We start from the raw sequence: 24,699 nt of genomic DNA, 5'->3' as shown, positions 1-24,699 counted from the left end.
TCCAGGGGAGCGGGTGGGGCACGTCCGGTGACCCGGCGGTCAGCCGTGGCTCTGCTGGGGGGCTGCTCCCTACGCTCGGAGGACGGCGCGCAGACCGCGCGCCGCCCCGAGACCATGAGGAGCACCCCGTGGCGCACGACGACGCGAACACCACCACCACCGACCAGCTCACCCTGCAGGACCCCACGAAGCGCTACCCCGTGATCAGCCCGCCGGAGCAGTCGTTGCCCGGCACCGGCCTGGACGCGGAGATGACGCCGAAGGCCGACCTGGGTGAGAAGTCCTACCGCGGCACCGGCCGTCTCGAGGGCCGCAAGGCGCTCATCACCGGCGGCGACTCCGGCATCGGCGCGGCCACCGCGATCGCGTTCGCGCGCGAGGGCGCCGACGTCGTGATCACCTACCTGCCCGAGGAGGAGAAGGACGCCCAGCACGTCCTCGAGGTCCTGCAGGCGGAGGGGCGCACCGCCGCCGGGATCCCCGGCGACCTGCGGGACAAGACGTTCTGCGCCGATCTCGTGGCCCAGGCGGTCGAGAAGCTCGGCGGGCTGGACGTGCTGGTGAACAACGGCGGCAAGCAGGTGGCGCAGGACTCGATCGAGGACATCGACGACGAGCAGCTCGAGGCCACCTTCGACATCAACATCCTGGCCCAGTTCCGCCTGGTCAAGGCCGCCCTGCCGCACCTGAAGCCGGGTTCCACGATCATCAACACCACCTCCGTGGTCGCCTACATGGCCCCGGAGCAGCTGGTGGACTACTCCTCCACGAAGGCCGCCATCAACACCTTCACGAAGGCCCTGGGCCAGCAGCTGGCACCGAAGGGCATCCGCGTGAACGCCGTGGCGCCCGGTCCGATCTGGACCCCGCTGCAGCCCTCCGGCGGCCAGAAGCCGGAGGCCCTGCCCGAGTTCGGCCAGTCCACTCCGCTGGGCCGCGCCGGGCAGCCCACCGAGCTCGCCCCGGCGTACGTGTTCCTGGCCTCGCCGGAGTCCTCCTATGTGGTGGGTGCGACCATTCCGGTCACCGGCGGCATGCCGACGCCGTGAGGTGAGGCCTGTCAGGCGGGGCGTGTACCCCGCGATAGACAAGGTGACGGTCGTGGTCGCCTCCGGACACCGGAAGCGACCACGACCGTCACCTTGTCTGTGGGGTGGGGCTGCAGGCTCCACAGCCTTGTGCGGAATCACCTGATGGAGCCCGGCGGTGTCGCGCGGAGCCGGCTCAGCGAAGACGCGGAGATCCCGCGTGGTGTGCGTCTGGGCGCAGTTCTCAGGCACAGACCTAGCCTCAACGAAGGGGGTGGGTGACTCCGCGCGACGAAGACGACCCTACGTGAGGACGCGCGTGCTGGGGAGGCGTCCCCATGGCGCGCGGGGCAGGCGGGCCAGGGGATGTACCCCTACTAGCTGATAGTAAGTATGTGAATGAGAACTTGCTAAGAGGGTTCCATTATTGACCCTGTGCGCCCGCTCTGTCAGCATCTGTGTCATGCCTCACCGAGGCTTCCGACCGCTCGATCTTCGCGCGGGAGGCGGACACGTTAAGCGGGGGCAGCGCCCGAGCGAATGGGGCGGCCCCGAGACCAGGACGAAAGGCCGCGTCATGTCTGACTTCGACACCCTGTCCCTCGAGGACCTCCTCGCCGCGTGTGCTCCCGGGGGGAGCACCTCACTCTTGTCGGAGACCCCGCTCCGGCCCGCCGGCGGCCCCGGGGCGGTGATCGCGCCGGCCAAGGTGATCGAGGGCCGGGGTGAGCCCACCTACGCCTACGAGCGTCGGATGGAACTCGACGAGGCCGGTCAGCCGCGACCGGTGTGGACCGTCGTCGTGGACAGCAAGCAGTCGGTCTCCAACCGGGACGAGGACGCCATCATCTCCGCTCGGCGGGATCAGGGGACACCGGAGGGAGAGGCGCTGCGCAAGGTGCCGACCATCGAGGTGCGTTACGGAGAGGCTGTCGAGTCGGATCTCTCCCTGCCTCATCGTGCGTTCGACGGACACATCCGGGCGGCCACCCTTGACGGTGCTCCCGTGACGCAGACCGAGGCCTACCGTGCACTGCGGGACGCCACGAAGCTCGACGCCCGGGCTCTGCTGGACGCCGCACCGACGGCCTTGGTCCTCGGCGCATGGGACTCCACTCGGAAGTCGCATCAGGGCCGCTACCAGTCCTGCATGACGGGTGAGATCATCGGCGTTCTGGCCGACCAGGACCAGGAGGGCGGGGCGCCGCGGACCAATCGGCGCGCAGCTGGCCGTGTGGACCCCGTCGCGGCGAGCGTCAAGCCATCGGCCAAGGACGTCGAGGCACTGGTCAAGGCGCAGGCGGGTGAACTGAGCGCCAAACTGCAGGACAAGGTGCTCGCCGAGGCCAAGAAGAAGGGGGAGACCGGATCGTCCATGTCCACGCTCGGCCTGGGCCACATCCCGCCGGTCCTCGGCGAACTGGGCGGTGTCGCGTGCCGTTCCATCATGCGACGACGCCTCCTGTCCTTTTCCGCGCTCCGTCAGCTCCGCTTCGGCGGCACGACGGAGCAGGACGTGGCGTGCCGCGCCCTGCTCGCGGCCTACGCCCTGCTCGGCATGGCCCTCTCGGACCGCGAGCTGCATCTGCGTGCGAACTGCCATCTGGTCGAATCCGATGAGCCGACCGTGACCCTCGACCTCCGGTACGGCAAGTCCCGGGCGCTCGCCCCCATCACGGACGAGGTGGCCGTCCAGGTGTTCGAAGCGGCGCTGGCGCATGCGAAGTCGGTCGCCGGTGTCGAGTGGAACGGGCAGACCATCCAACTGGTGGGCGACCCGGCGATCCTGGGCGCCGCCAGCACCGACGACGTCGAGGTGTGACCATGGGCGGACTCGTCATCAGCGCGGACTTCCCGCTGGGCGTCTACACGGGCCACGGGCCGGACGGCGGCGCAGAGCGATTCCCTGATGTCGCGAGGCTCTTCTCGGCCCTCGTGCAGGCGGCCGCTGCGGGGACTCTTTCGACGGGGGATCCTGAGGCTCCGTTCACGGCAGAGTCGTTGGCCGCCCTGGACTGGCTCGAGGAGCATCCGCCGGATGCGTTGGTCCTGCCTGGTCACACGCCCGTGGCACCTGGCGTGCGACGCTTCGCGTACCGGAAGGAGGGGGTCTTCCTCAAGGAGGTCGGCAAGACCAACTACAAAGTGACCGGCCGGCCTGTCTCGGACGGAACTGCGCTCGGCGGCCCCGTGCAGTGGGTCTGGGATGACGGGCCCAGCGGGACGGACACACAGGTCTGCTCAACTCTGGAACAACTCTGCGCGGACGTGCCCCATCTCGGAGAGGCGTCGTCGCCCGTACGTCTGACGGTGCACGAGGGGGAGGGCCTTCCGGCGCCCACGCATCGACGTGACCGGAATGCAAGTCTGCGTGCGGTCCCCGGTGCGGTGCGGCAGGCGATGCCGAGTCCCGGACGGAGGGCAGAGCTCGACCGTGCCCACGCGGCAACGACGCTGGGGCGGAAGCCCTCGGCTAGCGGCGACAAGCACACGACGTCGGCGGTGCCGCATGCCACCCTGCCGCCGCGCGACCACCTCCGGAGCGGGATCTTCGCGCCGGTCGAGCACCACGAACCTGACGTTCCCTGGACCCAGGTGCTGGCGGTCCCCGTCATCGGGGCCAACTCCACTGTCCCTGAAGAGCGGTACGTGAGTGTCTGCGTCGCCCTGCACCGCGCGCTCGTGTCGCGCCTGGGACCCGACGCCCCGCCGGAGATCACCGGCCGTTATGCGCCGTCCGATGCCCCACCGGCCAACCGTGTCGCACTCCACCTGGTGCCGGGGGACCTTCCGGCCCTGCCGTTCTCGGACGGACGGGATCGATTCCTCGTCCTCGTGCCGCGAGGGATGCCCGGGCCCGCCCTGGGGATGCTGGCATCAGCCGTGGCCGGCGTCCGCCGTGTCGTCACCTCAGAGCACCAGCTGACCGTCGCCCCCGAGGAGATCGAGGTGTATGACGGGGCGCAATTCTGGAAGGCCCCGCCCGAGGGTGCGGTGCGGACGTGGGACGCCCAGCCGGCCGTGGTCGTAGAACGACGGCTCAAGTCGAAGCCCCCGATCCGGGACGTCGACCTGGCTGCCGCATGGTCTCTGGGCAATGTGCTCCGCGACCTCGAACCGGCGTTCACGACGAAGGACCCTGTTGCTCGACACGCAGCGGTCGTGGAGAGCGGAGCGCGGCTTCGGGGCAGGGCGTTCCGCACGCTCACGCCGACGGCGTACGTCCACCGTACGGACCGCCGCAGCCCCATCGAGCCGTTCCGCCTCACGCTCACTCTCAGTACCGTCGTGCCTGATCGGGCCATCCTCGCGCTCGGTCAGAGCCGTCATCTGGGCTGCGGACTGCTGGTGCCCACGGACATTCCCGGATCGACCCAGGAGCGGTCATGAACGTCAATGACAAGGCGGCCTTGACCGTCGCCATCGATGAGTTCGACGAGTTCTTCGCCGCCGTGAACCATGGCCGTGAGCCCTACGCCTGGCAGCGTGCTCTGCTGAGGCAGGTCGTGACGACGGGACGCTGGCCTGACGCCGTCGTTGCGCCCACGGGCGCTGGCAAATCGAGCGTCTTGGAGGTGCACGTCTTCGCGGTGGCCATGACCCACGCACCCGGGTGGGAAGGGGCCCGGGCCCCTCGTCGCCTCTGGCACGTGGTGGGGCGCCGAGCGCTCGTTGACGACATGGCCTCCCGGGCCGAGGGTGTGTTCGACCAGCTCGCCGAGATCACGGACGTCCCGGGTGAGGCGCCATTGAGCCGAGTCGCAGCTGCCCTGAGGCGCATCTCGCCGGCCGGGCAACCGGGCTCGGTGACAACGCTCCGCGGCGGGATCGCACCGGAGCGCGGATGGCAGGACGACCCGGTCTCCTGCCAGGTGATCTGTGCGACGCCGGACATGGCCGGCAGCCGGCTCCTGTTCCGGGGCTATGGCTCCACCGCAGGAATGCGTCCCCGCGAGGCGGGGCTGATCGCATACGACTCCGTGCTGATCCTGGACGAGGCCCATCTCAACCGGCAGCTGCTCACCACGGCTCGTCGTGTCGCGTCGCTCGCCGGTGAGTCACCTCTCGCCGCTCACGTGCCAGTACTGCAGGTCGTCGAGACGACGGCCACTCCGGCGGGACTCGCGCCGGCCCAGACTTCTATTGGCATCGAGCTTTCGGACATCCGCACGGGTGCCGTGGGGGAGGCGCTCCTGCGCCGTCTGGATCGTCCGAAGCCAGTCCATCTGCACCTGGACGGCCCCTGGCTCGTCGGGGGCACAGCGCGTGAAACGACGCAGGGAGCGCAGGAGATCGCCCGCATGGCGGCGGACGCCGTGCAGGCGGGACACACCCCCGTGGGGGTCGTCATGAACCGCGTCGCGTCGGCCCTGGCCGTGCACCGTGCCCTCCTCGGTCTCAATGGCGGCCTGGATGTCGCGCTCGTCGTGGGGCCGCGCCGCCGCTGGGAGCAGGCCCTCGAACGATCCCGGACCCCGGATGTCTACGTGGCGACCCAGGCGATCGAAGTCGGCCTCGACCTGGACTTCGGGTTCCTCATCACGGACATCGCGTCGGGATCGGCGCTCGCGCAGCGGGCGGGGCGACTCAACCGCACCGGGGCCCGGGAGTCCGCGCCCGTGCATGTGCTCTGCCCGTCCGCCGATCCCACGGCCAAGACGGCGGCTCCTTACGAAGTGCAGGACATCACCGACGCGCTCGAGTGGCTCCGGGACCGCGCAGAGGATCCGAAGGGGGTGAGTCCCGCTGCTCTCCTGGAGCACCCGGCCCCGTCCACCGCCCCGGCCAGGCCCGTCCTCAGTGAGATCGAAGCCGCGCGCGCGGCCCTGTTCAGCCGCACGTCCGAGGCACTGGCCGTCGAACCGGACTTGACGCTGTGGCTGAGGGACTCACTAGACGCGGAAACGGACGTCGCCGTCGTGGGCCGCCGGCTTCCCCGTCTCGGCGAAGACGCTGGAGAGGACTGGTCAGGGTTGGACCAGGCGGAGTCCGCGGCGTTGCTGACGACTGCCCCACCTCAGCCGCATGAGGCCTATCCGGTCACGCTCTCCCGGCTACGCCTGTTGCTCGCCGGGGGCCGACGCGGGCGGGCCACGCCCGCGTTCGTCCGTCGTGGACGCCAGTGGACGCTCGTGGATCCGGAGGCCTCGGGTCACGGGATCGTCCCGGGAGATGTCGTCTGCGTCCCCCACGACTGGGCTGCCACACACCATCACGTCCTGGTCGAGGATGGCCAGGAGCCTGTCGGCGACGTCCTCGACCCGCGGTCTCCGGACGGAACGATGCTCTCGCTCGAGCCGGTAAAGGCCAGTCGGCGCAGGGTGGTGTTCATGACCGGCGTCGCCTCGCCTGGCGTGCAGGACCACCTTCGATGTTCCCTGTTGGAGATCTGCGCGGGCCTGCAGGAGGCGGACGTTCCGCTGACCCTCCCCAGCGTGCTGGATGCGCTGGATGACCGGGGACAGTCCGCGTGGCTCACCGCCTATCTCGGCCAGTGGGCGGACCCGGATCTGGCCGCGCGATTCGACGTGAAGGTCCACGTGGGTGGCCGGGCTCCCGACTCGCCGCAGCAGGCGGCATGGGTGGTGTTCGAGCTGCTGGACGCGGCCGATCCTGACGACGCCCAGCTCTCTGCGACAACCGGGCGCAGCCCTGTGTCCCTCGCCGATCACCAGAGGGACGTGGCAGACCGGGCCGGCGAGTTCGCCCAAATTCTCGGCCTGCCTGAGAGTCTGAAGCGGACGTTGACCGTGGCGGGGGCACACCACGACGACGGCAAGAGCGACGAGCGTTACCAAGCCTGGCTGACCCAGGGTGTGGCTGGCGCGGACGAGCCGATGGCGAAGAGTCTGCTGAGCGCCCTGCCTTTCCGTCAGTCACGGTTCCTCCCCGCTGGCTGGCGGCACGAGCAACTGTCCGCCGCGATGCTCCGCGCGCATGCGGACGGGGCGGATGCCCTGGCCGTGCGTCTGGTGGGAACGAGCCACGGGCATGGGCGCGGCACGTTCCTGATGGGGGCGGAGAGTCTTGTCCACCCGGAGGCAGCCCCTCACGTCCGCATGGCCGCGGAGGAACTGTTCGACGTCGGAGTCTGGGACGCACTGGTCCTGTCCGTGGAGCAGACGTGGGGGCTATGGGCTGTGGCCTGGCTCGAGGCGGTACTGCGGGCCGCCGACGTGACGATCTCCAAGGAAGGACGATGAACATGGCCCGCACGACTGAGCCCGTGACGCTGACAGGCACGTGGGACGTGCTGCTGTCCCATACGGCGCTGCTCGGCGCCGCGATGGTCGTGGAGGAGGAACTGGGAGCCGGTGCCGTGCGGCTGCGGTGGACCGACGAGCCGGACTCTCGACCGCAGTTGTGTGGGGCAGGGCTTGATGCCGCGGCCCTTGGCGGCCTCATCCACCGGCATGCGACCCGGCATGTCCAAGACCCGAGGGGCTGGCTGTACTCCACGGACGCAGTGGCCGGATCGTTGTTCTCGGCCCGGACCAAGATGCCGGCGTCCGAGCACGCGTGGGTCGACCTGCTGCACGATCGCACAGAGGCGGCGCGGCCATTGCGCGGGCTCGACTCGGCTCTCGTGGTGGGCTTGGGGGAGCGGGCCTGGTGGCACAGGACGAGCAAATCGTTCCGGCCCGACCATGGCGCGGCCGCCTGGGAGATGCGCACCAGGAACAAGGGCATGGAGTTCATCGCGCATTCACTCCTCCCCACGGGAAGGGCCGTGGCTGGCCGAGCGGTGGAGGCAGTGACCTCGGGCCTTCTCGGGACCACGGTGGAGGACGAACCGGGCAAGAACAAGCCGGATTCCCGCACGGCGACGGGCATGGCCCCCCTGGGGCCGGTGGATGCCGCGCGTGCCTGGGTGGGGCTGTGGGCGCTCGCGGCCTTGCCCGTCTGGGCGGACAGCCGCGGGCGGTCCGTTTCGTCCGCTCATATCCCAGCCCGCAGGGAGTCGTTGGCGCGGCTATTGATGCCGGTGCCGACATCCTGGGTGACGGTGGCGCGGATGCAGGCCGCCTTGCGCTCGCGATACCTGCTCGTGGCGGGGGAAGACGCGACAGGGCCCAGCTTGGGCTCAGCCGAGACGACGGCGGCTCAGGCGATCCTGGAGGAGTGGGGGTTCGCTCAGATCCTGAGCTTCCCCGTGAACGTCACCGGCAGTGCGTCGGCCCCGGAGCGGCGCACTCTCGCGGCGAGGGCGCTGAGATGACTGAGCACGACACGGGGGAGCCGTATGCTGACTCGCTGCCATTCAGTCTGGTCGCGCACTGGAGTTTCTGCCCGCGTCGGGCATGGCTCGAGGCCATGGACGAGAAAGCGCCGAAGGTGGCGCAGATCCAGCAGGGAGTGGCGGACCATGCGCGGGTGGACGTGCCCACCACACGTGAGGCTCAGACGATGCGCGGCATCGACGTGCGCGACCCGTCTCTCGGCGTCCACGGGCGAGTCGACCGGGTCGAGCGACTCCCGTCGGGGCGTCTACGCGTCGTCGAGCACAAAGCCACCCCAGTGAAGCGAGCTGCCCGAATCAGCGACACCAATCGTCTGCAGCTGGTACTGCAGACGATGGCGCTCGAATCCCAGGGGAACACGGTGGAGGACGCCGAGGTGTACTTCACCACCCATCATCGGCGGGTCCCGATCGAGATCTCGGCTGCGGACCGAAAGGCCGCCCGTGATGCGGTGGCATCGGCTCGGTCCGTGGTCAACGGGAAGACCGCTCCGGCACCGTTACTGGACGACCCGAGGTGCATGCGGTGCTCCCATGCCTCCGTCTGCCTCCCTGAGGAACGGCAGGAAGCAGAAGTGCTGTCCCGAATCGTCCCGCCGGACCCTGCCGGTGAGACCCTGCACCTCACTGTGCCGGGGAGTCGAGCGAGCATGTCGGCCGGGCGGATCACGGTGGTGAAGGGCGATGAGCGGCTGGCCAGCATCCCTTTGGAGCGGGTGTCGGCCGTCGTGGTGCACGGCAACGTCGACCTCTCAGGAGCGTTGCTGCGGGAGCTGATGTGGCGAGGCCTCCCCTGTGTCTGGTGCACGGGGGCGGGGCGCGTCGTCGGGTGGACCAATGGAGTCAAGCCGCCGAATGGCGGCGCACGCTTCTGTCAGTTCGCGGCATCGGCCGAAGGCCGAGTGGACATCGCTCGCGAGTTCGTGGTGGCCAAGGTCGCGAACCAGGCCACGATCCTCCGGCGTTTCGGAGGCATGCCAGCTGTGGTCAAGCGTCTTCGATCGGCGACGCGACTGGCGAGCACGGCGACGTCCACCGGCCAGTTGTTCGGAATCGAGGGCCGGGCTGCCGCAGAGTATTTCGCAGGATTCCCGGGGCTACTGGCGCCAGGTGTGGACGCGGGCGTGGCTGAGTCCTTCCCCGGTCGGGTCGGGCGAGGGGCCACCGACCCGTTGAACATCGCCTTGAACTACGGGTATGGGATGCTCCTATCCGAGGTGATCCGTGCGGTCCTGGCCTGCGGCCTGGACCCGCATGCCGGGGTGCTGCACTCCAGCGGACGGAACAAGCCGGCCCTGGCGCTGGACCTGATGGAGGAGTTCCGTCCGCCCGTGGTCGATTCCGCCATCTTGGCCGCGTTCAACAATGGCGAGTTGGGGCGGCTGTCTTTCACTCATGTGCTCGGTGGCGCGCGGCTCACCCAGACCGGCCGGCGCAAAGTGATTGCGGCGGTGGAACGGCGCCTCGGGACGGAGTTCAAGCACCCCGTCTTCGGATACAGAGTGACGTGGCGCCGCGCGATAGAGGTCCAGGCGAGGATGTTCCTCGGCGTCCTGGACGGCTCGCAGGAGGTCTACAAGGGGGTGCGAGTCCGTTGAGTGCCCGGGATCGTCTCCGGAGGAGGCTCATCGCCTATGACATTCCTGACGACCGCCGCAGATCCCGGGCGGCCCGCGTCCTCGAAGGGTTCGGAGATCGAGTCCAATATTCAGTCTTCGTGGTGGATGCCTTGCCCGCCCAGTTCGTCTCCCTGCAAGCAGCCCTCGAAGCGGTGCTGGATCCGGGCGAGGACAGCGTGCTGGTCTGCGACCTCGGCCTGACGGCCACGCTTGGCGCAGAGCAGTTCAGCTTTCTGGGTCGATCACGCGAGATCTCTGTGGATGGGCCCATCATCATCTGAAGCGAGCCAGGGACCTTCGCGAAGGCTCCGTCGATGTCCGGAATCCGGCGAGCCGTCGCATCAGAAAAGGGCTTGTCAGCCCACGGTTCATGGGTCGAGGCCGATAAGCATGGCGCTCCACGGACGCCTCTTGAGCCCAGGGCTCGCCGACGGTCGCGTCTGCCCATGTCAAAGGGCTGTAATCTGAGGTGCTGTCTCCGCTCCTGTGGGGAGCGGACTTCGTTGAGGCTCCGTGGCGGGACCATGTATGCGATCTGGCGGACGTCTCCGCTCCTGTGGGGAGCGGACTTCGTTGAGGCGGCATCCGCACCGTGTCCTCCCTCCTCGCGACCGGGCAGTCTCCGCTCCTGTGGGGAGCGGACTTCGTTGAGGCTGCAGCCCGTCATGGGACAGGCTCGGCGGGTACGTGCCGGTCTCCGCTCCTGTGGGGAGCGGACTTCGTTGAGGCCAGCCAGCCGGGAGCGTCTGGCCCACCCGTGAACCGGTGTCTCCGCTCCTGTGGGGAGCGGACTTCGTTGAGGCGCCGCGGACCGCACCGAGGTCGATGACGCGACCGCCGGGTCTCCGCTCCTGTGGGGAGCGGACTTCGTTGAGGCGACGCCGAGCCCTTCATGGCGTCGTAGACGCGCTGGGTCTCCGCTCCTGTGGGGAGCGGACTTCGTTGAGGCCAGGGCAAGCACGAGGCCCCGGACCCCCGCCACCACGGTCTCCGCTCCTGTGGGGTGTCAAGGGCCATTGAGTTCTGCCCATAGGCGGCCAGTGTTTCTTCCCGCTGGTGGCCATCAGAACTGCCCACTGGTGGCCAGCTGGTTTGCCCGTTTGGGTGGTGGTGCTGGCCACCGTGATGGGATCAGTTCAGTGGCATGACTCCCTTCCCGGCCATTGCCTGGGTCATCCGTACGGAGTCTCCGGTGGTCTGGCACACGTGGGCGTGGTGCAGGAGCCGGTCCACGGTGGCGGTGGCCAGGGTCTTGGGCATCAGCTCGTCGAAGCCGGCCGGGTGCAGGTTCGAGCTGATCGCTACGGAGCGTTTCTCGTAGGCGGCGTCCACGATGCGGTAGAGGCCCTCGGCGGCATCGTCGGCGACCGGCAGCAGGCCGATGTCGTCGATGACGATCAGGTCGGCGCGCAGGATTCGGGCGACGGCTTTGGTGATGGTGTCATCGGGCCGGTGGGCCCGGATCATCGCCCCGAGGTCCTCCAGGGTGAACCAGGCCACCCGCTTGCCCTCCTCCACGGCCTGCTGGCCCAGGGCCTCGAGGAAGAAGGTCTTGCCGGTGCCGGAGGGCCCGCAGACCACGAGGTTCTCTCTGCGCGAGAGCCATTCCAGGGTGCGCAGGGACTGCTGGGTCGGGGCCGGGATCGAGGAGGCGCCCGGATCCCAGGTCGTGAAGGTCTTGCCGGTGGGGAACCCGGCGGCCTTGCGCCGGGCGGCGAGCATGGATCGGGCCCGACCGGTGGTCTCCTCGACCAGCAGGGCCTTGAGGACCTCGGCCGGCTCCCAGCGTTGGGCCCGGGCGGTGGCCAGTACCTCGGCGGCGATACCGCGGGCGTGGGGCATCTTCAGCTGCCGCAACAGCGCCTCCAAATCGGCCGGCAGCGCCGGTGCGGCGGTGTTCGGGGTGTGGATGCTCACCGGGCTGCCCCCTCGGTGTTGGAGGTACCGAGGCCGGCCCAGCCGGCGGTGCCCTGGGTCAGGGACCGTTCCTCGGTGGCGGTGTGCATCCCGGTGCGGTGGCCGGCGGCGGTGAGCAGGGAGGCCAGGTCGCCGTGGGCGAAGCGCTGGTGCACCGCGGCCACCCCGAGGGCGCGGTCGACCTGGTCGGTGCCGGCGAGCTTGGCCAGGGTGACGGCCTCGGCCATCTTCTGACCGATCCGGCTGGTGCCGGCCGCGGCGGCCTCCACCAGCCAGGTCCTCGCTCCGGCCCCGATGGCCAGGAACTCGGCCTCCGCCGCCGAACGGGGCACCGGGGTGTAGTCCCCGGGCACCTTGTCCGTCTCGTGGCCGGGGAAGTGCGCGTCGTCGATGGCCGGGGACCCGGGCCGGGCCACCCGGTGCCGGGCGACCTCCACCGGCCCCTGCGCACCGGCGTGCATGATCACCACCATCGAGTCCGGTCCGGTGCCGTGATGGCGCACGAACACCTCGGCCCCGAGCAGGTGCGCGGGCACCGAGTACTGGGCGTTTTCGAAGGAGACCATCGGCGTGTTCTCCGGCACCTTCCGTCCCACCCCGTAGGCCACGGTGTGCGCCGTGGCGGGGATCCGATGCAACGCGCTGGTCTCCTCGGCGAGCATGTGGTCCGGGCGGCGCCGGGTCACCCGGTGCTCCCGGGAGTTCACCATGGCCATGAACCCCGCGCAGGCGGCCTCGAGCTCAGCGAACGAGGCGTACTGGTCCCGCAGGTTGGTGTCCTTCGGGACCAGGTCGGCCTTGGCCAGCTTCACCGCGTTCTCCACCCCGCCCTTGGCGGCCGGATCCGCTGGCTGGCAGGTCAGCACCTCCACGCCGTAATGCCGAGCGAACGCCACGGTGGCCTGGTTACGCACCGGCACCCCGGCCACATGAGAGACCGTCACTGTCTTCTCGTTATCCGTCAGCACATAGGTCGGCGCGCCCCCGATCAGCCGGAAGCACCGGTCCAGGGCGGCGAACACACTCGGAGCCGTCCTATCACGCAGGGCGATGACGATCCGGTAGCGGGACCAGGCCAGCCAGGCCACGAACAGCACCGTCTTGGCCCCGTCGATCGCCGGCCCATCGCCGAAGTCGTACTGCAGCCATGCGCCCGGCTCGGTGATCCAGGGCCGGTGCACCCGGCGCTTCCCGGCCCGCCAGGCGGCCTTCACCTCGGCCACCGCCCGCCGGGTGGAGCGCTCAGAGCCGGTGTAGCCCATTGCGGTGAGCTTGGCGTGCACGACATCGGCGCGGATCCTGCCCGTGGAGGCCTCGACCCATTCCTCGATCTTGGGCAGCCAGACATCGGTGACCTTCGGGCGGCTGGCTCCGGATCCAGGGGTCTGGCCGGCGTCGCGGGCCCGCACCAGCCGGGCCACGGTGTGATGGGAGCAACCGGCCAGCTCGGCGGCGCCCCGCAATGACTTGGTCAGGTCATAGGCACTGAGTATTTTCATGGTTTCTGCGGCATCCTTCATTCAGGGCCTCTTCCTCGCTGGATTCGATTCGACACCGATATCCAACCCGGGGAGGAGGCCCCCGCCGGCTCACGACGCGGCGGGCAACGAGCAACGCGGGCAAACCAGATGGCCAGCACCGGGCAGTTCCCGTGGCCATCACTGGGCAGTCCTCATGGCCGTCAGCGGGTCATTCCCTGGCCACCTATGGGCAGCTTTTCATGGCCGCTTACAGTGGGGAGCGGACTTCGTTGAGGCCCGAAGCGGCGTTGGCCCCGATCGTCGTGGGCAGGGAGTCTCCGCTCCTGTGGGGAGCGGACTTCGTTGAGGCTCAGCGGCGGGGCCGCGGGCGGGTGTGCTGTTCAGGTCTCCGCTCCTGTGGGGAGCGGACTTCGTTGAGGCCTGGGGCCGGGCGTCACGTCGCTGCCGGAGGTCATGTCTCCGCTCCTGTGGGGAGCGGACTTCGTTGAGGCTTCACCGCGAACGAGGACGGCGGCGGGGTGCGGCGTCTCCGCTCCTGTGGGGAGCGGACTTCGTTGAGGCTCCAGCAGGTCCAGCTGCTGAATCTCCGGGACGTCGTCTCCGCTCCTGTGGGGAGCGGACTTCGTTGAGGCTTCACCAGCCCCTACGGCTGGCGTGACTGCGTGTCCGGCGGTCTCTGCTCCTGTGGGGAGCGGACTTCGTTGAGGCCTCGCCGGCACCGGCCCGCTGCGCTACGCCGAGGACGTCTCCGCTCCTGTGGGGAGCGGACTTCGTTGAGGCCGTAGTCAGACGGATACCGGATGTCACGGATTGAAGAGTCTCCGCTCCTGTGGGGAGCGGACTTCGTTGAGGCGACGACTGCCGCGAGGACCTCGAGACCACGCGCGCAGGTCTCCGCTCCTGTGGGGAGCGGACTTCGTTGAGGCCCGCAGGCGCGGCCCCAGGCATTGCCTCTTCCTGGTCTCCGCTCCTGTGGGGAGCGGACTTCGTTGAGGCGGCAACGGCGGCATCGACTGGCAGCCCGCGGTCTGGGTCTCCGCTCCTGTGGGGAGCGGACTTCGTTGAGGCCTCGAGGCGGGCCGCATCCTCGGCGAGGACGTGGGTCTCCGCTCCTGTGGGGAGCGGACTTCGTTGAGGCTCGAACATCGAGCAGGACTGGCTCGGATTCATCCGGTCTCCGCTCCTTTGGGGAGCGGACTTCGTTGAGGCTGGCACGAGTACCACGGCGAGCGGTACCTGCGCCGCGTCTCCGCTCCTTTGGGGAGCGGACTTCGTTGAGGCAGCCGGTCCGTCCCCTCGCCCACCTCGTGGGCCCCGGTCTCCGCTCCTTTGGGGAGCGGACTTCGTTGAGGCGTGAGGATGTAGCCGGGGTCGTCATCCTGCTTGCCGTCTCCGCTCCTTCGGGAACGGACTTCGTTAGCGATCCAGGTCCGAGGCGGGGTAGGGCTCAGACCGTGTTCCTCCCTGGTCAATTCGCTCGACTCTGTCGAGGGCGAGGCGCCTCGACGGGGTCGAATCACGCACGTGACGTCCGCGCCCGTCGTCACGCGTTCGCGAGGTCTTGGGCGTGGCTCCATGGAGTGAGCATCAGTAGCGAATCTGTTGGCTCGCAGCCAAGGCTGAAGGCGAGTCGGGGAAAGGCCATGCCCTGGGCCAATGCCCGGCGCATGGCGTCACGTGCTGTCCCGCGTTGAAGTTCATCCGGCATCTCCCCTACCCGCATGCGCGACCGGCGCGCAGCCAGCTGCAGCAAAATTTCGGCGACGAGCGCGGTCTATATCAACGCGGCCGTCTAGCCCGCGGGAAGCAGTCGGCCCCGTCTCGCCCCCTCACACCACCAGGGACAGGAACGCGCCGAGCGCGAAGCCGACCACGGTGAGGAGCCCGGCCCTCTCCCCGCCCTTCTCGCGGGCCTCGGGGATCATCGTGTCGATCAGCATGACCAGCAGGGCGCCGGCCGCGAAGCCCTGGATGCCGCCGGTCAGGGCGGGGGAGGCGACGTCGGCGATCAGCCCGCCGCCCCACGTCGCCAGAGCGCAGACCACCGCCACGAGCGACCACTGGATCAGCAGGTGGCGCCGCGTCTTGCCGCCGTCGAGGGAGTCGGCCGTGGCGGCGATGGACTCGGGCAGGTTGGACATGAAGATCGCCACGAGCAGCGCGAGGGACACGCCCTCGCCCGCGGCCAGCCCGATGCCCAGCACGATCTGTTCCGGGATGCCGTCCAGCAGCGCGCCCACGGTCAGCGCCGCGCCCGAGGACGAGCCGCCGGACCTCGCGGCGGAGCGCTCCACTGCACGATCTCCGAGGAAGTAGGCGGCCGCGCCGAGCGTCAGCCCGATGCCGACGGCGGCAGGTCCGGCCGCCTGCACGCCCGCCTCCGCGAGCTCGAAGGACACGGACGCGATCAGGGCGCCGGCGCCGAAGGCGAGCACGAGTCCGATCGTGCCCATGTGCCAGCGGCGCAGGGTCGCCAGGACGGCGCCCACGAGCAGGGAGGACGCGGCGACTGCGCCCCACATCAGGGTCATCACGGCAGCCAGGCTACGCGCTGACCGGGGACGACGCCGGGCCGCCGCCTCAGCTCAGCGCACGACCTCGTCCGCCTCGCCCGTGAGACCGAGCTTCTCGGCCACGTAGTCCACGTCCTTGTCCCCGCGGCCGGAGAGGTTGACGAGGATCCGCTCGTCCCGAGTTCGAAGCGAGGTGCTGCGCTACCCAGCACGACAACCAGGCCCTGGTTTAAATCACATGACGAGTGCCTTCACCACGCCCAGAGCGGCTCAGGATCCGGTATCGCCCGTCCCCGCCTGCGGAGACGCAATATCCATGAGGTTCTCAGGTGAGGGGGGAGAGTTCCCTGACGGGTGTTTCGGGGCGGCCGGTCTTGCTCCAGGCCAGCACATTGCGGGCCTGGATCATGGGGTACTCGACGAACGTGCGATCGGAGAGAAAGCCGATGTGTGGAGTGACGACGACCCGGGGGTGACGCACCAACGGGTGGTCCGGTCCGGCAGGCTCCTCCGAGAGCACGTCGAGGGCGGCACCGCGCACGCGACCTGATCTCAGACTGCGCAGCAGGGCGTCTTCATCAATCAATTCCCCCCTGGAGACATTGACCACGACGGCCTGGTCCGGGAGCAGATCCAGCATGGCTTCGTCGAGGAAGTGGCGGGTGTCTTGGGTCAGTGGCATGTGCAACGAGAGCACGTCTGCTTGGGCGAGAACCTCTTCCACACCAGCAAGTTCAATGCCGGCCGCTCTCTCCTTGTCCGTCAGCTCTGTGACTAAGGGATCGTAGGCCAGAACTTTGTCGAACACTGCGGCAGCCAGTGCACCGAACGCCCTGCCAATCTTGCCGTAACCCAGTACACCCACACGGGTTTCGTGCAGGCCCTTGGGAAGGGCCGAGGACAGCAGGCTCCACTGACCCTGGCGCACGCCCGATCCGAAGGAGGAAACCTGCCGACAGAGGTTCAACGCCAGGGCCAAGGCGTGGGCCGCTACCTCTCGAGTGGCGACACCGGGGACGTTGGCCACCCAGACTCGCGAGTCAGTGGCGGCGTCGACATCGACGTTGTCTACGCCCATCGACAGCAAGGCGATGATCTTGAGCCTGGGCAGCGCGCGGATGAGATCTGCGTCGATGCGTGCGTAACCGACCATCAGGGCGTCGGCGTCCTGAGCGCCCTCGAGTATCTCTCGGCTGTCTCTGGTCCCCAGCACGCGCACGGTCCAGCCATGGCTTTCCAGCAGTTGACGTCCGGGGGTGATATCGAGTTCGTCGTAATCGGTGTACACGGCAATGGGTGATGCCTTCATGCGTGATCCTTTCAACGGGTTGGGTGATTCGCCGCGGCTGGTTTCCCGCTCGGCAGCGGAGGGTGAGATTCCGCATTGACGCCGGAGGTGAAATAGGTCCGCCGTGCGTAGTCCTCCTTGACGGAGCGCAGGTGAAACCAGGAGTGGAGTTCCGCAACGCCCCTGAGTTCCCTGATCGAGTCCAGGGCTCGGTCGATGTCCCGCGGCGTGGACCCGCGCACGGTGACGAGGGCGTCGAAGCGGCCCACGGTGGCCGCGGCGAACTCCACGTCCGTGGACTCAGCAATGCGGTGCAATGTGTCCAGGGTGTCCCCTCGCAAACTCAGCCCGACACCGGCGGTGACGATTCCTCCGCTGTATCCACGCTGTTGAACCACGAAGATTTGAGCGATGCCAGCCTCCAGTATGCGATGGGCCCGGTTACGCACCACCGAGGGTGATCTATCCACTCGCTCAGAGAGCTCTTTCCAACTCAACCGCCCGTTTTGTTCCAGATGGGCCAGGAGTTGACGGTCGATGTCATCGATATCCATGGTCTCGAAGGAGCGGTGCTCGATGTTGCCCTTGACAATGTCGGTATAAATCGCGGTGTTAACGCGGATGACCTGGGGGTTACCACGTAACCGCGTCAGTAGGTGCTGCATCTCTACCTGGTCGTGTACTCGTACTTCGGCGATGAAGTCGAACTCGCCGGCCGTGACCGAGACCAGAACGCACTCCTCCCAGGCCGCAACCATGGCAGCGATGTCCTGCACGGGCCCGCTGGTGGACACCGAAAGGTGGCCGATGAAGTCCAACCCCATGAATGCCGGATGCACCGTCGCGACTACCCGCACCACCTGGGAGGCCAGCAACCGCCGCAGTCGTTGCGCCACCACGGAGCGTGGCATGAGCAGTCGGTCTGCCAGCTTGACCGCGCTGGCGCGTGGATCCTCCCGGAGGGCACTGATGAGCTGCTCGTCGAGCTTGTCGAACGGGTCCATGACATCCTCAGAACAATCGGTACGGGCTTCGATCAGAGCTGATGCTAAACCCCCACATCTCCCACTGAACCGTCGTCGCAGTGCATTCAAGGGCCAACAGAACAGTGGAATCGGTTCGAGTCTGCAGTAGATCTGGTTCGCCAAGTGATGAATCTCACTATACGCTGTCGGTCACCTCACATCCCCAACGCAAGTGCCTACCCCAGGCGGTGGGCGCCCGTGCGGCTCAGAAGTCAGGCGGTCTACGCATGAGCACCTCACCGAACCCCAGGCAGCAGTTCACCCACAAGAAGGCGGTACGCGCCGGGATGGCCTCGTTCATGGGGACGACCATTGAGTTCTACGACTTTTATGTCTACGCCACGGCCGCTGCCATTGTCTTCGGTCCCTTGTTCTTCCCGGACGCCGATCCCATCCTCGGGGTGCCCTACTCCTTCGCTACTTATGCCGTCGGATTCTTCTTCCGCCCCCTGGGAGCCGTCCTCTTTGGCCACATCGGTGACCGTCATGGTCGCCGGGTCTCGCTGGTGCTGACCCTCGTGCTGATGGGGGTGGCCACCACCCTGGTTGGGCTGCTGCCGACGTATGAAACGGCGGGCGCCCTCGCCCCGGTGTTGCTGATCATCCTGCGCGCCATGCAGGGCCTGGCGGTCGGTGGGGAATGGGGCGGGGCCGTGCTGATGTCCACGGAGAGCGCCCCGGAGAAGTTCAAGGGCTTCTATGGGGCCTTTCCCCAGCTCGGCAACCCGATGGGGGCCCTGCTGGCCTCGCTGATCTTCTCGGCGCTGACCGTCAATGGCAATGAGTTCCTGCTGAACGGTGGTTGGCGGATCCCGTTCTTGCTCTCGGTGGTGCTGATCGGCATCGGGTTCTGGGTCCGTTACCGCGTGGAGGAAACACCGGTCTTCTAGGAGGAGGCCGCTGTCGATCCGGCCGCCCATCGTGAACTGCCGCTGAAGCTGGCCATCCGGCGCAATTGGAAGGCAATGCTGCTGGGCATGGGCTTGATCCCGGTGTCCACCGGCGGGTACTACATCGTCACCACCTTCGCCACCTCGTACGGCACCGAGCCAGCCTTCGGCATCGGCATCTCCGAGCACTTGATGCTCAACATCCTGTCCGTGGCAGCCCTGGGCGAGCTCGTCTCGACGTTGTTCATCGGAGTCATGGCCGACCGTATTGGCCGCAAGAAGACGATGGTCGCTGCACTGGTGCTGACCTCCGTGCTGGTGATGCCGATGTTCCTCAGCATGTCCCCGGAGAATCCGCTGCTGATGTTCGTACTGTTCACGGCCTTCCGGATCGCGATGAACGGCACTTGGGCTCCCCTGGCGTCGATCATGTCCCAGATGTTTGACGCCGAATCGCGGCAGAGTGCGCTTTCCGTCTCCTACGGCTTGGGCAACGCGATTTGGGCTGGTCTGTCACCCGTCGTGGCCACGGCCCTGTTCGCAGCGACTGGGACCATCTGGTCGGTGATCCTGCTGTACATGGGCATGGCCACGCTGAGCATGGTGTGCCTGGTGCTCGCCCCCCAGATCCGCGACAACGTCTTCGACGTCGACCACGAGACCCCGGCCGCTGCGACCGTCGCGCGCTGAGACACGAAAGGACACGGCTTGCGCAAGATCAACACCTTGGACGCTCCCCCCACCGACTACCGCCCCACCCTGGTCACCGCCTCTACTATCCACGCTGTCGACCCTGCGTTCGCCGACACGCGGCCGACCGCGTTGTTGCTGGCCGGCGATCGCATCGTGGCAGTGGGTACTGAACAGCACTGCCGCGAGGTCAATGAGGGCAAGGGGCTGCCCGCCCCCCGAGTCCTGGATTTCGGCGCGAGCACGCTGATTCCGGGTTTCATCGATCCCCATGCTCATCCTTTGATGCACGGGCAGATGAAGACCTGGGTAGACTGCGGGCCCGCCCAAGCGGCATCGATACCGGAGATCGTCCAGCAGCTGCGCCGGCGCGCTGATCAGGCCGCCGGCAACGGGCCGATCCGCGGCTACGGCTATGAACACCGCAACCTCGTCGAGCGGCGCCACCCCACTCGGCATGAACTGGACCAGGTTGCCACGGACCGTGAGGTGTATCTGATGAACGCCTCCGGCCATGGCGGCGTGGTCAACACCTTCACCCTGAACAAGTACGGCATCACCCGGGACACCCCCAATCCCCCGGGCGGGGAGTTCTTCCGCGACGAGGCCGGGGAGCTGACCGGCGAGCTCTCCGATGCCGCCTGCAACATCCTCACCGGAGTGGAGGGCGTCAAGGTCGGCAACCACGGTCCTAACCTGCACCTGGGCGACAGTCTCGAAGACCACATCCAACAACTGGCGCTGGCCCAGCAGTCCTTCGCTGCCGGAGGCGTGACCACTGTCGGCGACGCTCAGGTCACACGTCGTGAGTTCGACATGTACCTGCACCTGGCCGAGCGGGGGGAACTGAAAATCCGCTACGCCATGTACCTGCTGTCCTCCCTCCTGGAGGAGGGACTCGAGATCGGCATGCGCGGGGCCTTCGGCAACAGCATGCTCTCCTTCGCGGGGTTCAAGTTCTACGCAGACGGCACCCTGGGTGGGTGGACCGCCTACTTCCCGGACGGGTACGTGGGCGACCCTTGCCGCACCGGCATGCTCTACCACGAGCCGGCCGAGTACGCCGAGCTCGTCGGCAGAGCCCATCGCGCCGGGCTGCAAACCGCCACTCATGCACAGTCGCCCGATGCGATCGAGATGGTGATCAGCACGATCGAGCAGGTTCAGAGGGATCACCCGCGCGAGGACTGTCGGCACCGCATCGAACACTGTGGACTGCCCACCCCCGAGCAAATCACCCGGATGGCCGCCGCCGGCATCCTGCCGGTGAACCAACCTCAGCACTATTACAACTGGGGATCCGGTGTCACCGACGCGATTGGCACCCCAGGGGAGAGGTTCAACCCGCTCGGGGAATTCGTCGACGCCGGTGTCCCGGTCACGCTCAGCTCAGACGCCCCCGTTGCCGATCCGTTGCCACTGCAGGCCGTCCAAACTGCGGTCACCCGAACTACTGCCCGTGGCGACCGGCTCGGTCCGGACACGTTACGAATCAGCGCCGAGCGCGCCCTGCAGGCCCACACCCTCGCCGGTGCGCGCGTCCTGGGGCGGGAAAGTGATCTGGGCAGCCTCACCCCGGGCAAGCGCGCTGACTTCGTGGTGCTCGGCGCTGACCCACTGGCCGTGGACGCCGCGACCATCCAGGACATCCCGGTGTTGTCGACGTGGGTGGGCGGGGTTTCCGTCTACATCGCGGACAACGCCTGAGCAAGTAGAGCGCCCAAGGAACCAAGGAACATCATGATTAACTCCGCCACGACCGACAGTGCCATGACAGAGACCACGTGCCAGAACAATGTGGCCCTCGCCGTACTGACCACCCTGCGCAACTACGGAATCGACACTGTCTTCGGCATCCCCGGAACGCACAATCTGGAGCTGTACCGGGCCCTGCCCCGGCTGGGCATTCGCGCGGTGACGAACCGTCATGAGCAAGGCAGTGGGTACGGAGCTGACGGCTGGTCACTGCAGACCGGCCTTCCCGGTGTGGTGATCACGACCTCAGGGCCGGGTTTGCTGAACGCGTTGTCTTCTGTGGCCACCGCATATGCTGAGTCCCGACCGATGATCGTGCTCACCCCCGGACCCTCGCTCGGGGAAGAGTTCGCGGACATGGGTGCCCTGCATGAGACCAAGGACTCTCAAGCCGCAGCTGAGGCCGTCGCCGAGTGGTCCCGCCGGGTGTCCAGCGCTCCGGAGGCGGTGCGGGCCGTGCACGAGGCCTTCGAGCTGTTCCGCACTGGTCGGCCCCGTCCGGTGGTCATCGAGATCCCCCTCGATGTCCTCGAGGCCCCCATTGACCTCGGCCAGCTCGACTTGGGGGCGCGTCCATTGCCCGCTGCCCGGCGCGCACCTGAGGACCAGGTCCAGGAGGCGGCGCGCCTGCTCAGCTCGGCCACCAGCCCTGTGATCGTCTACGGCGGCGGGTCCCTGGGCGCCGGACACCGATTGGTCACGCTTGCGGAACTGGCCGACGCCCCCGTGGTGACCACGCTCAACGGGCGCGCTGCCATCCCTGAGACGCACCCGTTGTCCCTGGGCGCCGCGCTCAGGTTGAAGACAGCCCAGGCCGTGGTGAATGCCGCGGACGTGCTGATCGTGGTCGGGTCCAAGGTCGGCGAGGCGGAACTGTGGTGGGGGCCCCTGTCGCCCTCGGGCGTGGTGGTGCGCATCGACCGCCTGCAGTCCCAGCTGCACAAGAATCTTCCAGCCCAAGTGGGCATTGCCGCAGACGCCGAGGCTGTTGTCGACCAACTCATAGAGGCGTTGACGCCGCTTGATCGAAAGGAGCGGAGAGTTAGTGGCGCCCGGCGCGCCGCCGAGGTGCGCACGGCCATTGAGGCCGAGTCCAGGGACTGGAGTCCGGCCGTGGTCGCAGTCTCCGAAGCCATCGCTGCGGCACTGCCGGATGATGTCATCCTCGGGGCGGACTCATCACAGATCTGCTACTACGGCACGGCGAACCATATTCCGCTGGCTCGGCGGAACTCCTACCTGTACATGGCAACCTACGCCACGCTGGGGTATGGGCTGCCGGCCTCGATAGGGGCGGGCATCGCCGACGATTCCCGCCCGGTCGTTTGCGTCGTCGGAGACGGCGCGCTCATGTTCTCCATTCAGGAGCTCGTCACCGCTGTCGAACAGCGGCTTGACCTCGTTGTCGTCGTGGTAGACAACGGCGGATATAAGGAGATCGAGGAGAACGAGGCTTCCGTCGGCATCGCCCCGATCGGGGTCCGCCTCACCCAGCCCGATTGGGCCGCGCTAGCTCAGGCATTCGGGGCCACGGGTCGTCGTATCGCGAGTCCCGGGGAACTCGAACCAGCCGTGGCCGCGGCGGTCTCCGCTGGCGGCGTTCAGCTCGTGCACGTGCCGCTGGCCCTGTTCTCTGAGGAGGCCACCCGATGAGCATCCTCACATTCCAGGCCAAGCAGACCGCCCGGCAGTGGATCGACGATCACTTCACCGAGCTCTCCACCTGGCATCAGCACATCTGGAACCTGGCCGAGCCAGCTTGGCGTGAGTTCGAATCCGCCGCCTGGTATGTGGACCTGTTGACCTCTTACGGGTTCACCGTGGAGTCCGGCTCGGCGGGTATGCCCACCGCGTTCTGCGCGGAATGGACCCACGGCGAGGGGCCCACGCTGTTGACCTATGCCGAGTACGACGCGGTCCCGGGGAACTGCCAAGCACCCGACACCCGGGCCGCCGCCCGGGAGGGGCTGGACACACATGCGCCTGGGCACACGGACCCGCATTCGGTGCTTGGGATCTCTACCCTCGCCGGGCTCTTGGCCACCCAGCACGCCATGCGCCAGCACGACATCCCCGGCACGCTGCGGTACACAGGTGAACCGGCCGAGAAGATGCACGGGTCCAAGGTCGTTCACGGGCTGCGCGGCTACTACGAAAACGTGGACGCGATCGTCAGCTTCCATCCCTTCTACATGCTGCCTCTGTGCAACACGGCCCGCTGGGACACCCAGTGCGGTGCGTATTACTCGAAGGTATACGAGTTCGTCTGCGAGGAGCCCGAGACCTGGCAGACGAGTGGTAGCCCGGAGTCCCCCATCCCCGCCTCGCACTCGGCCGCCCGTGCCCCCGGGGCCAACGTTGCCCTGATGCAGATGTATTCGGCCTCCCGGATCATGCAGGACGCCATGCTGCCCAGCTTCGGCGGCTGGAGTCTCTCGGACGCCATCCTGGCCTCAGGCCAGGCCACCGCCGACAACCTGCCCGCCCGTGTGGCCCGCATCCAATACTCATGGCGCACACCGGACATCGACATGGCCGAGCACATCCTGCAGGTGCTCGACCGCAACGCCGAGCATGCCGCCGCGATGGCACACTGCCGGGTCGACGAGACGTGGGTGGCCCGGTCTCGGCCCGGGCTGACCAATCACGCGCTCGCCCAGGCCCTGTACGCCAATCTCGAAGAAGTCGGTGCCCCCCAGTACGGTCCGGATGCGGTTGCCGTTGCGCAGTCCATCCAGCGCGAACTGGGCCTGGCGCCGATGGACCGGCCCTTCCTGGAGGAATGCCAATCGCTCATCACCCCGCAGGACGCCGAACGGGGCCTGCGCGAGCACCTGGCACCCTGGCAGTTGAACTGGACCAGCGACGACTACGTGGAGATGACCCACTATGCCCCGACCGTGCGCTTCTACATCTCGCGTCCGGCCCTGAAGCAGGCCCAGGGGGAAGCTCCCTACCCGGCTTGGGTGATGAACGCCCTGGGCGGCATCCCGGCCACCATCGATCCGACCATCGACGTGGCGGGCAAGACCATCAGCGGGACCTTCATCGATCTGCTGACCGACCCTTCTCTGTTGAGTGACGCCGCCGAGGAGTTCGCCCGCCGCAAGGCAGGGCGAGGTTGCGCACCGCTACTGCCGGCCAGCTTCGAACCGCCCATCAATGTCCTGTGGCCCGAGTACGTCCGGGACCGGGAGGGGCAGCGTCGGTGGCTTGGCACTGCGGACGTGTGAGCTTCCACCCGTACCCGTCG

Annotated in this window: 17 protein-coding genes and 2 CRISPR repeat arrays; of the genes, 12 read left to right on the top strand and 5 right to left on the bottom strand. The window is 67.9% G+C overall.

Annotated elements, in window-relative coordinates; all coding sequences use genetic code 11:
• Window positions 1–128 precede the first annotated feature (128 nt).
• The 7 genes from AC0VX2_RS11535 (at window position 129) to cas2 (ending at window position 10,168) form a co-directional block, all read left to right on the top strand.
• Window positions 129–1,049 carry an SDR family oxidoreductase gene (locus AC0VX2_RS11535; protein ID WP_101965897.1) on the top strand — a complete coding sequence of 307 codons (921 nt, stop codon included), beginning with the start codon at window positions 129–131 and terminating at the stop codon, window positions 1,047–1,049.
• Window positions 1,050–1,605: 556 nt separating this feature from the next.
• The gene (cas7g, locus tag AC0VX2_RS11530) at window positions 1,606–2,850 is read left to right on the top strand and encodes a type I-G CRISPR-associated RAMP protein Csb1/Cas7g (protein ID WP_078025320.1); all 1,245 of its coding nucleotides are present in this window, start codon (window positions 1,606–1,608) and stop codon (window positions 2,848–2,850) included.
• Between the two features lie 2 nt (window positions 2,851–2,852).
• On the top strand, window positions 2,853–4,418 hold the full coding sequence (gene csb2 / locus AC0VX2_RS11525) for a type I-G CRISPR-associated protein Csb2 (protein WP_144819802.1): 1,566 nt from the start codon (window positions 2,853–2,855) through the stop codon (window positions 4,416–4,418).
• The gene (cas3g, locus tag AC0VX2_RS11520) at window positions 4,415–7,231 is read left to right on the top strand and encodes a type I-G CRISPR-associated helicase/endonuclease Cas3g (protein ID WP_020627957.1); all 2,817 of its coding nucleotides are present in this window, start codon (window positions 4,415–4,417) and stop codon (window positions 7,229–7,231) included. The genes csb2 and cas3g overlap by 4 nt, the downstream gene beginning before the upstream one ends.
• Before the next feature lie 2 nt (window positions 7,232–7,233).
• Window positions 7,234–8,247 carry a hypothetical protein gene (locus AC0VX2_RS11515; protein ID WP_043282298.1) on the top strand — a complete coding sequence of 338 codons (1,014 nt, stop codon included), beginning with the start codon at window positions 7,234–7,236 and terminating at the stop codon, window positions 8,245–8,247.
• Window positions 8,244–9,866, top strand: a complete 1,623-nt coding sequence (locus tag AC0VX2_RS11510; RefSeq protein ID WP_041105070.1) for a CRISPR-associated endonuclease Cas4/Cas1 — start codon at window positions 8,244–8,246, stop codon at window positions 9,864–9,866. The genes AC0VX2_RS11515 and AC0VX2_RS11510 overlap by 4 nt, the downstream gene beginning before the upstream one ends.
• Window positions 9,776–10,168, top strand: coding sequence for a CRISPR-associated endonuclease Cas2 (gene cas2 / locus AC0VX2_RS11505; protein ID WP_230594528.1), 393 nt, complete (start codon window positions 9,776–9,778; stop codon window positions 10,166–10,168). The genes AC0VX2_RS11510 and cas2 overlap by 91 nt, the downstream gene beginning before the upstream one ends.
• A gap of 193 nt (window positions 10,169–10,361) precedes the next feature.
• Window positions 10,362–10,836: direct repeats of the CRISPR family, unit length 36 nt; unit sequence GTCTCCGCTCCTGTGGGGAGCGGACTTCGTTGAGGC.
• 182 nt (window positions 10,837–11,018) lie between these two features.
• On the opposite strand, the gene istB is transcribed toward cas2, so the two are convergent.
• The 5 genes from istB to AC0VX2_RS11480 all read right to left on the bottom strand — a co-directional run bounded on the left by istB (window position 11,019) and on the right by AC0VX2_RS11480 (window position 18,090).
• Window positions 11,019–11,804, bottom strand: coding sequence for an IS21-like element helper ATPase IstB (gene istB, locus AC0VX2_RS11500; protein WP_010078636.1), 786 nt, complete (start codon window positions 11,802–11,804; stop codon window positions 11,019–11,021).
• Window positions 11,801–13,324 (bottom strand): IS21-like element ISMlu14 family transposase, encoded by a 1,524-nt coding sequence (locus AC0VX2_RS11495; RefSeq protein WP_031943827.1) that lies wholly within the window; start codon window positions 13,322–13,324, stop codon window positions 11,801–11,803. Before AC0VX2_RS11495 ends, istB begins: the two co-directional genes overlap by 4 nt.
• A gap of 274 nt (window positions 13,325–13,598) precedes the next feature.
• Window positions 13,599–14,638: a CRISPR direct-repeat array (repeat unit 36 nt; unit sequence GTCTCCGCTCCTGTGGGGAGCGGACTTCGTTGAGGC).
• A 476-nt stretch (window positions 14,639–15,114) separates the two neighbouring features.
• Window positions 15,115–15,816, bottom strand: coding sequence for a ZIP family metal transporter (locus AC0VX2_RS11490; RefSeq protein WP_036334456.1), 702 nt, complete (start codon window positions 15,814–15,816; stop codon window positions 15,115–15,117).
• Window positions 15,817–16,123: 307 nt separating this feature from the next.
• A complete protein-coding gene (locus AC0VX2_RS11485; RefSeq protein WP_144819769.1) occupies window positions 16,124–17,107 on the bottom strand; it encodes a C-terminal binding protein in 984 nt (327 codons plus the stop codon).
• 11 nt (window positions 17,108–17,118) lie between these two features.
• Window positions 17,119–18,090: an Lrp/AsnC family transcriptional regulator gene (locus AC0VX2_RS11480; RefSeq protein ID WP_144819768.1), complete on the bottom strand. Its 972-nt coding sequence runs from the start codon at window positions 18,088–18,090 to the stop codon at window positions 17,119–17,121.
• 248 nt (window positions 18,091–18,338) lie between these two features.
• Between AC0VX2_RS11480 and AC0VX2_RS11475 the strand changes: the two genes are divergently transcribed.
• The 5 genes from AC0VX2_RS11475 to AC0VX2_RS11455 all read left to right on the top strand — a co-directional run bounded on the left by AC0VX2_RS11475 (window position 18,339) and on the right by AC0VX2_RS11455 (window position 24,679).
• Window positions 18,339–19,001, top strand: coding sequence for an MFS transporter (locus tag AC0VX2_RS11475; RefSeq protein WP_396729500.1), 663 nt, complete (start codon window positions 18,339–18,341; stop codon window positions 18,999–19,001).
• 75 nt (window positions 19,002–19,076) lie between these two features.
• The gene (locus AC0VX2_RS11470; RefSeq protein ID WP_222119664.1) at window positions 19,077–19,691 is read left to right on the top strand and encodes an MFS transporter; all 615 of its coding nucleotides are present in this window, start codon (window positions 19,077–19,079) and stop codon (window positions 19,689–19,691) included.
• 18 nt (window positions 19,692–19,709) lie between these two features.
• Complete coding sequence (locus AC0VX2_RS11465) at window positions 19,710–21,398, top strand: amidohydrolase (protein ID WP_101967780.1); 1,689 nt, start codon at window positions 19,710–19,712, stop codon at window positions 21,396–21,398.
• Window positions 21,399–21,431: 33 nt separating this feature from the next.
• Window positions 21,432–23,099, top strand: a complete 1,668-nt coding sequence (locus tag AC0VX2_RS11460; protein WP_247298380.1) for a thiamine pyrophosphate-binding protein — start codon at window positions 21,432–21,434, stop codon at window positions 23,097–23,099.
• Window positions 23,096–24,679 carry a zinc-binding metallopeptidase family protein gene (locus AC0VX2_RS11455; protein ID WP_144819765.1) on the top strand — a complete coding sequence of 528 codons (1,584 nt, stop codon included), beginning with the start codon at window positions 23,096–23,098 and terminating at the stop codon, window positions 24,677–24,679. The genes AC0VX2_RS11460 and AC0VX2_RS11455 overlap by 4 nt, the downstream gene beginning before the upstream one ends.
• Window positions 24,680–24,699 lie beyond the last annotated feature (20 nt).

The sequence above is a fragment of the Micrococcus sp. iso_239 genome (assembly GCF_056173395.1).
The sequence above is the reverse complement of the archived record's forward strand: the minus strand, read 5'-3'. Positions and strand labels throughout refer to the sequence as shown.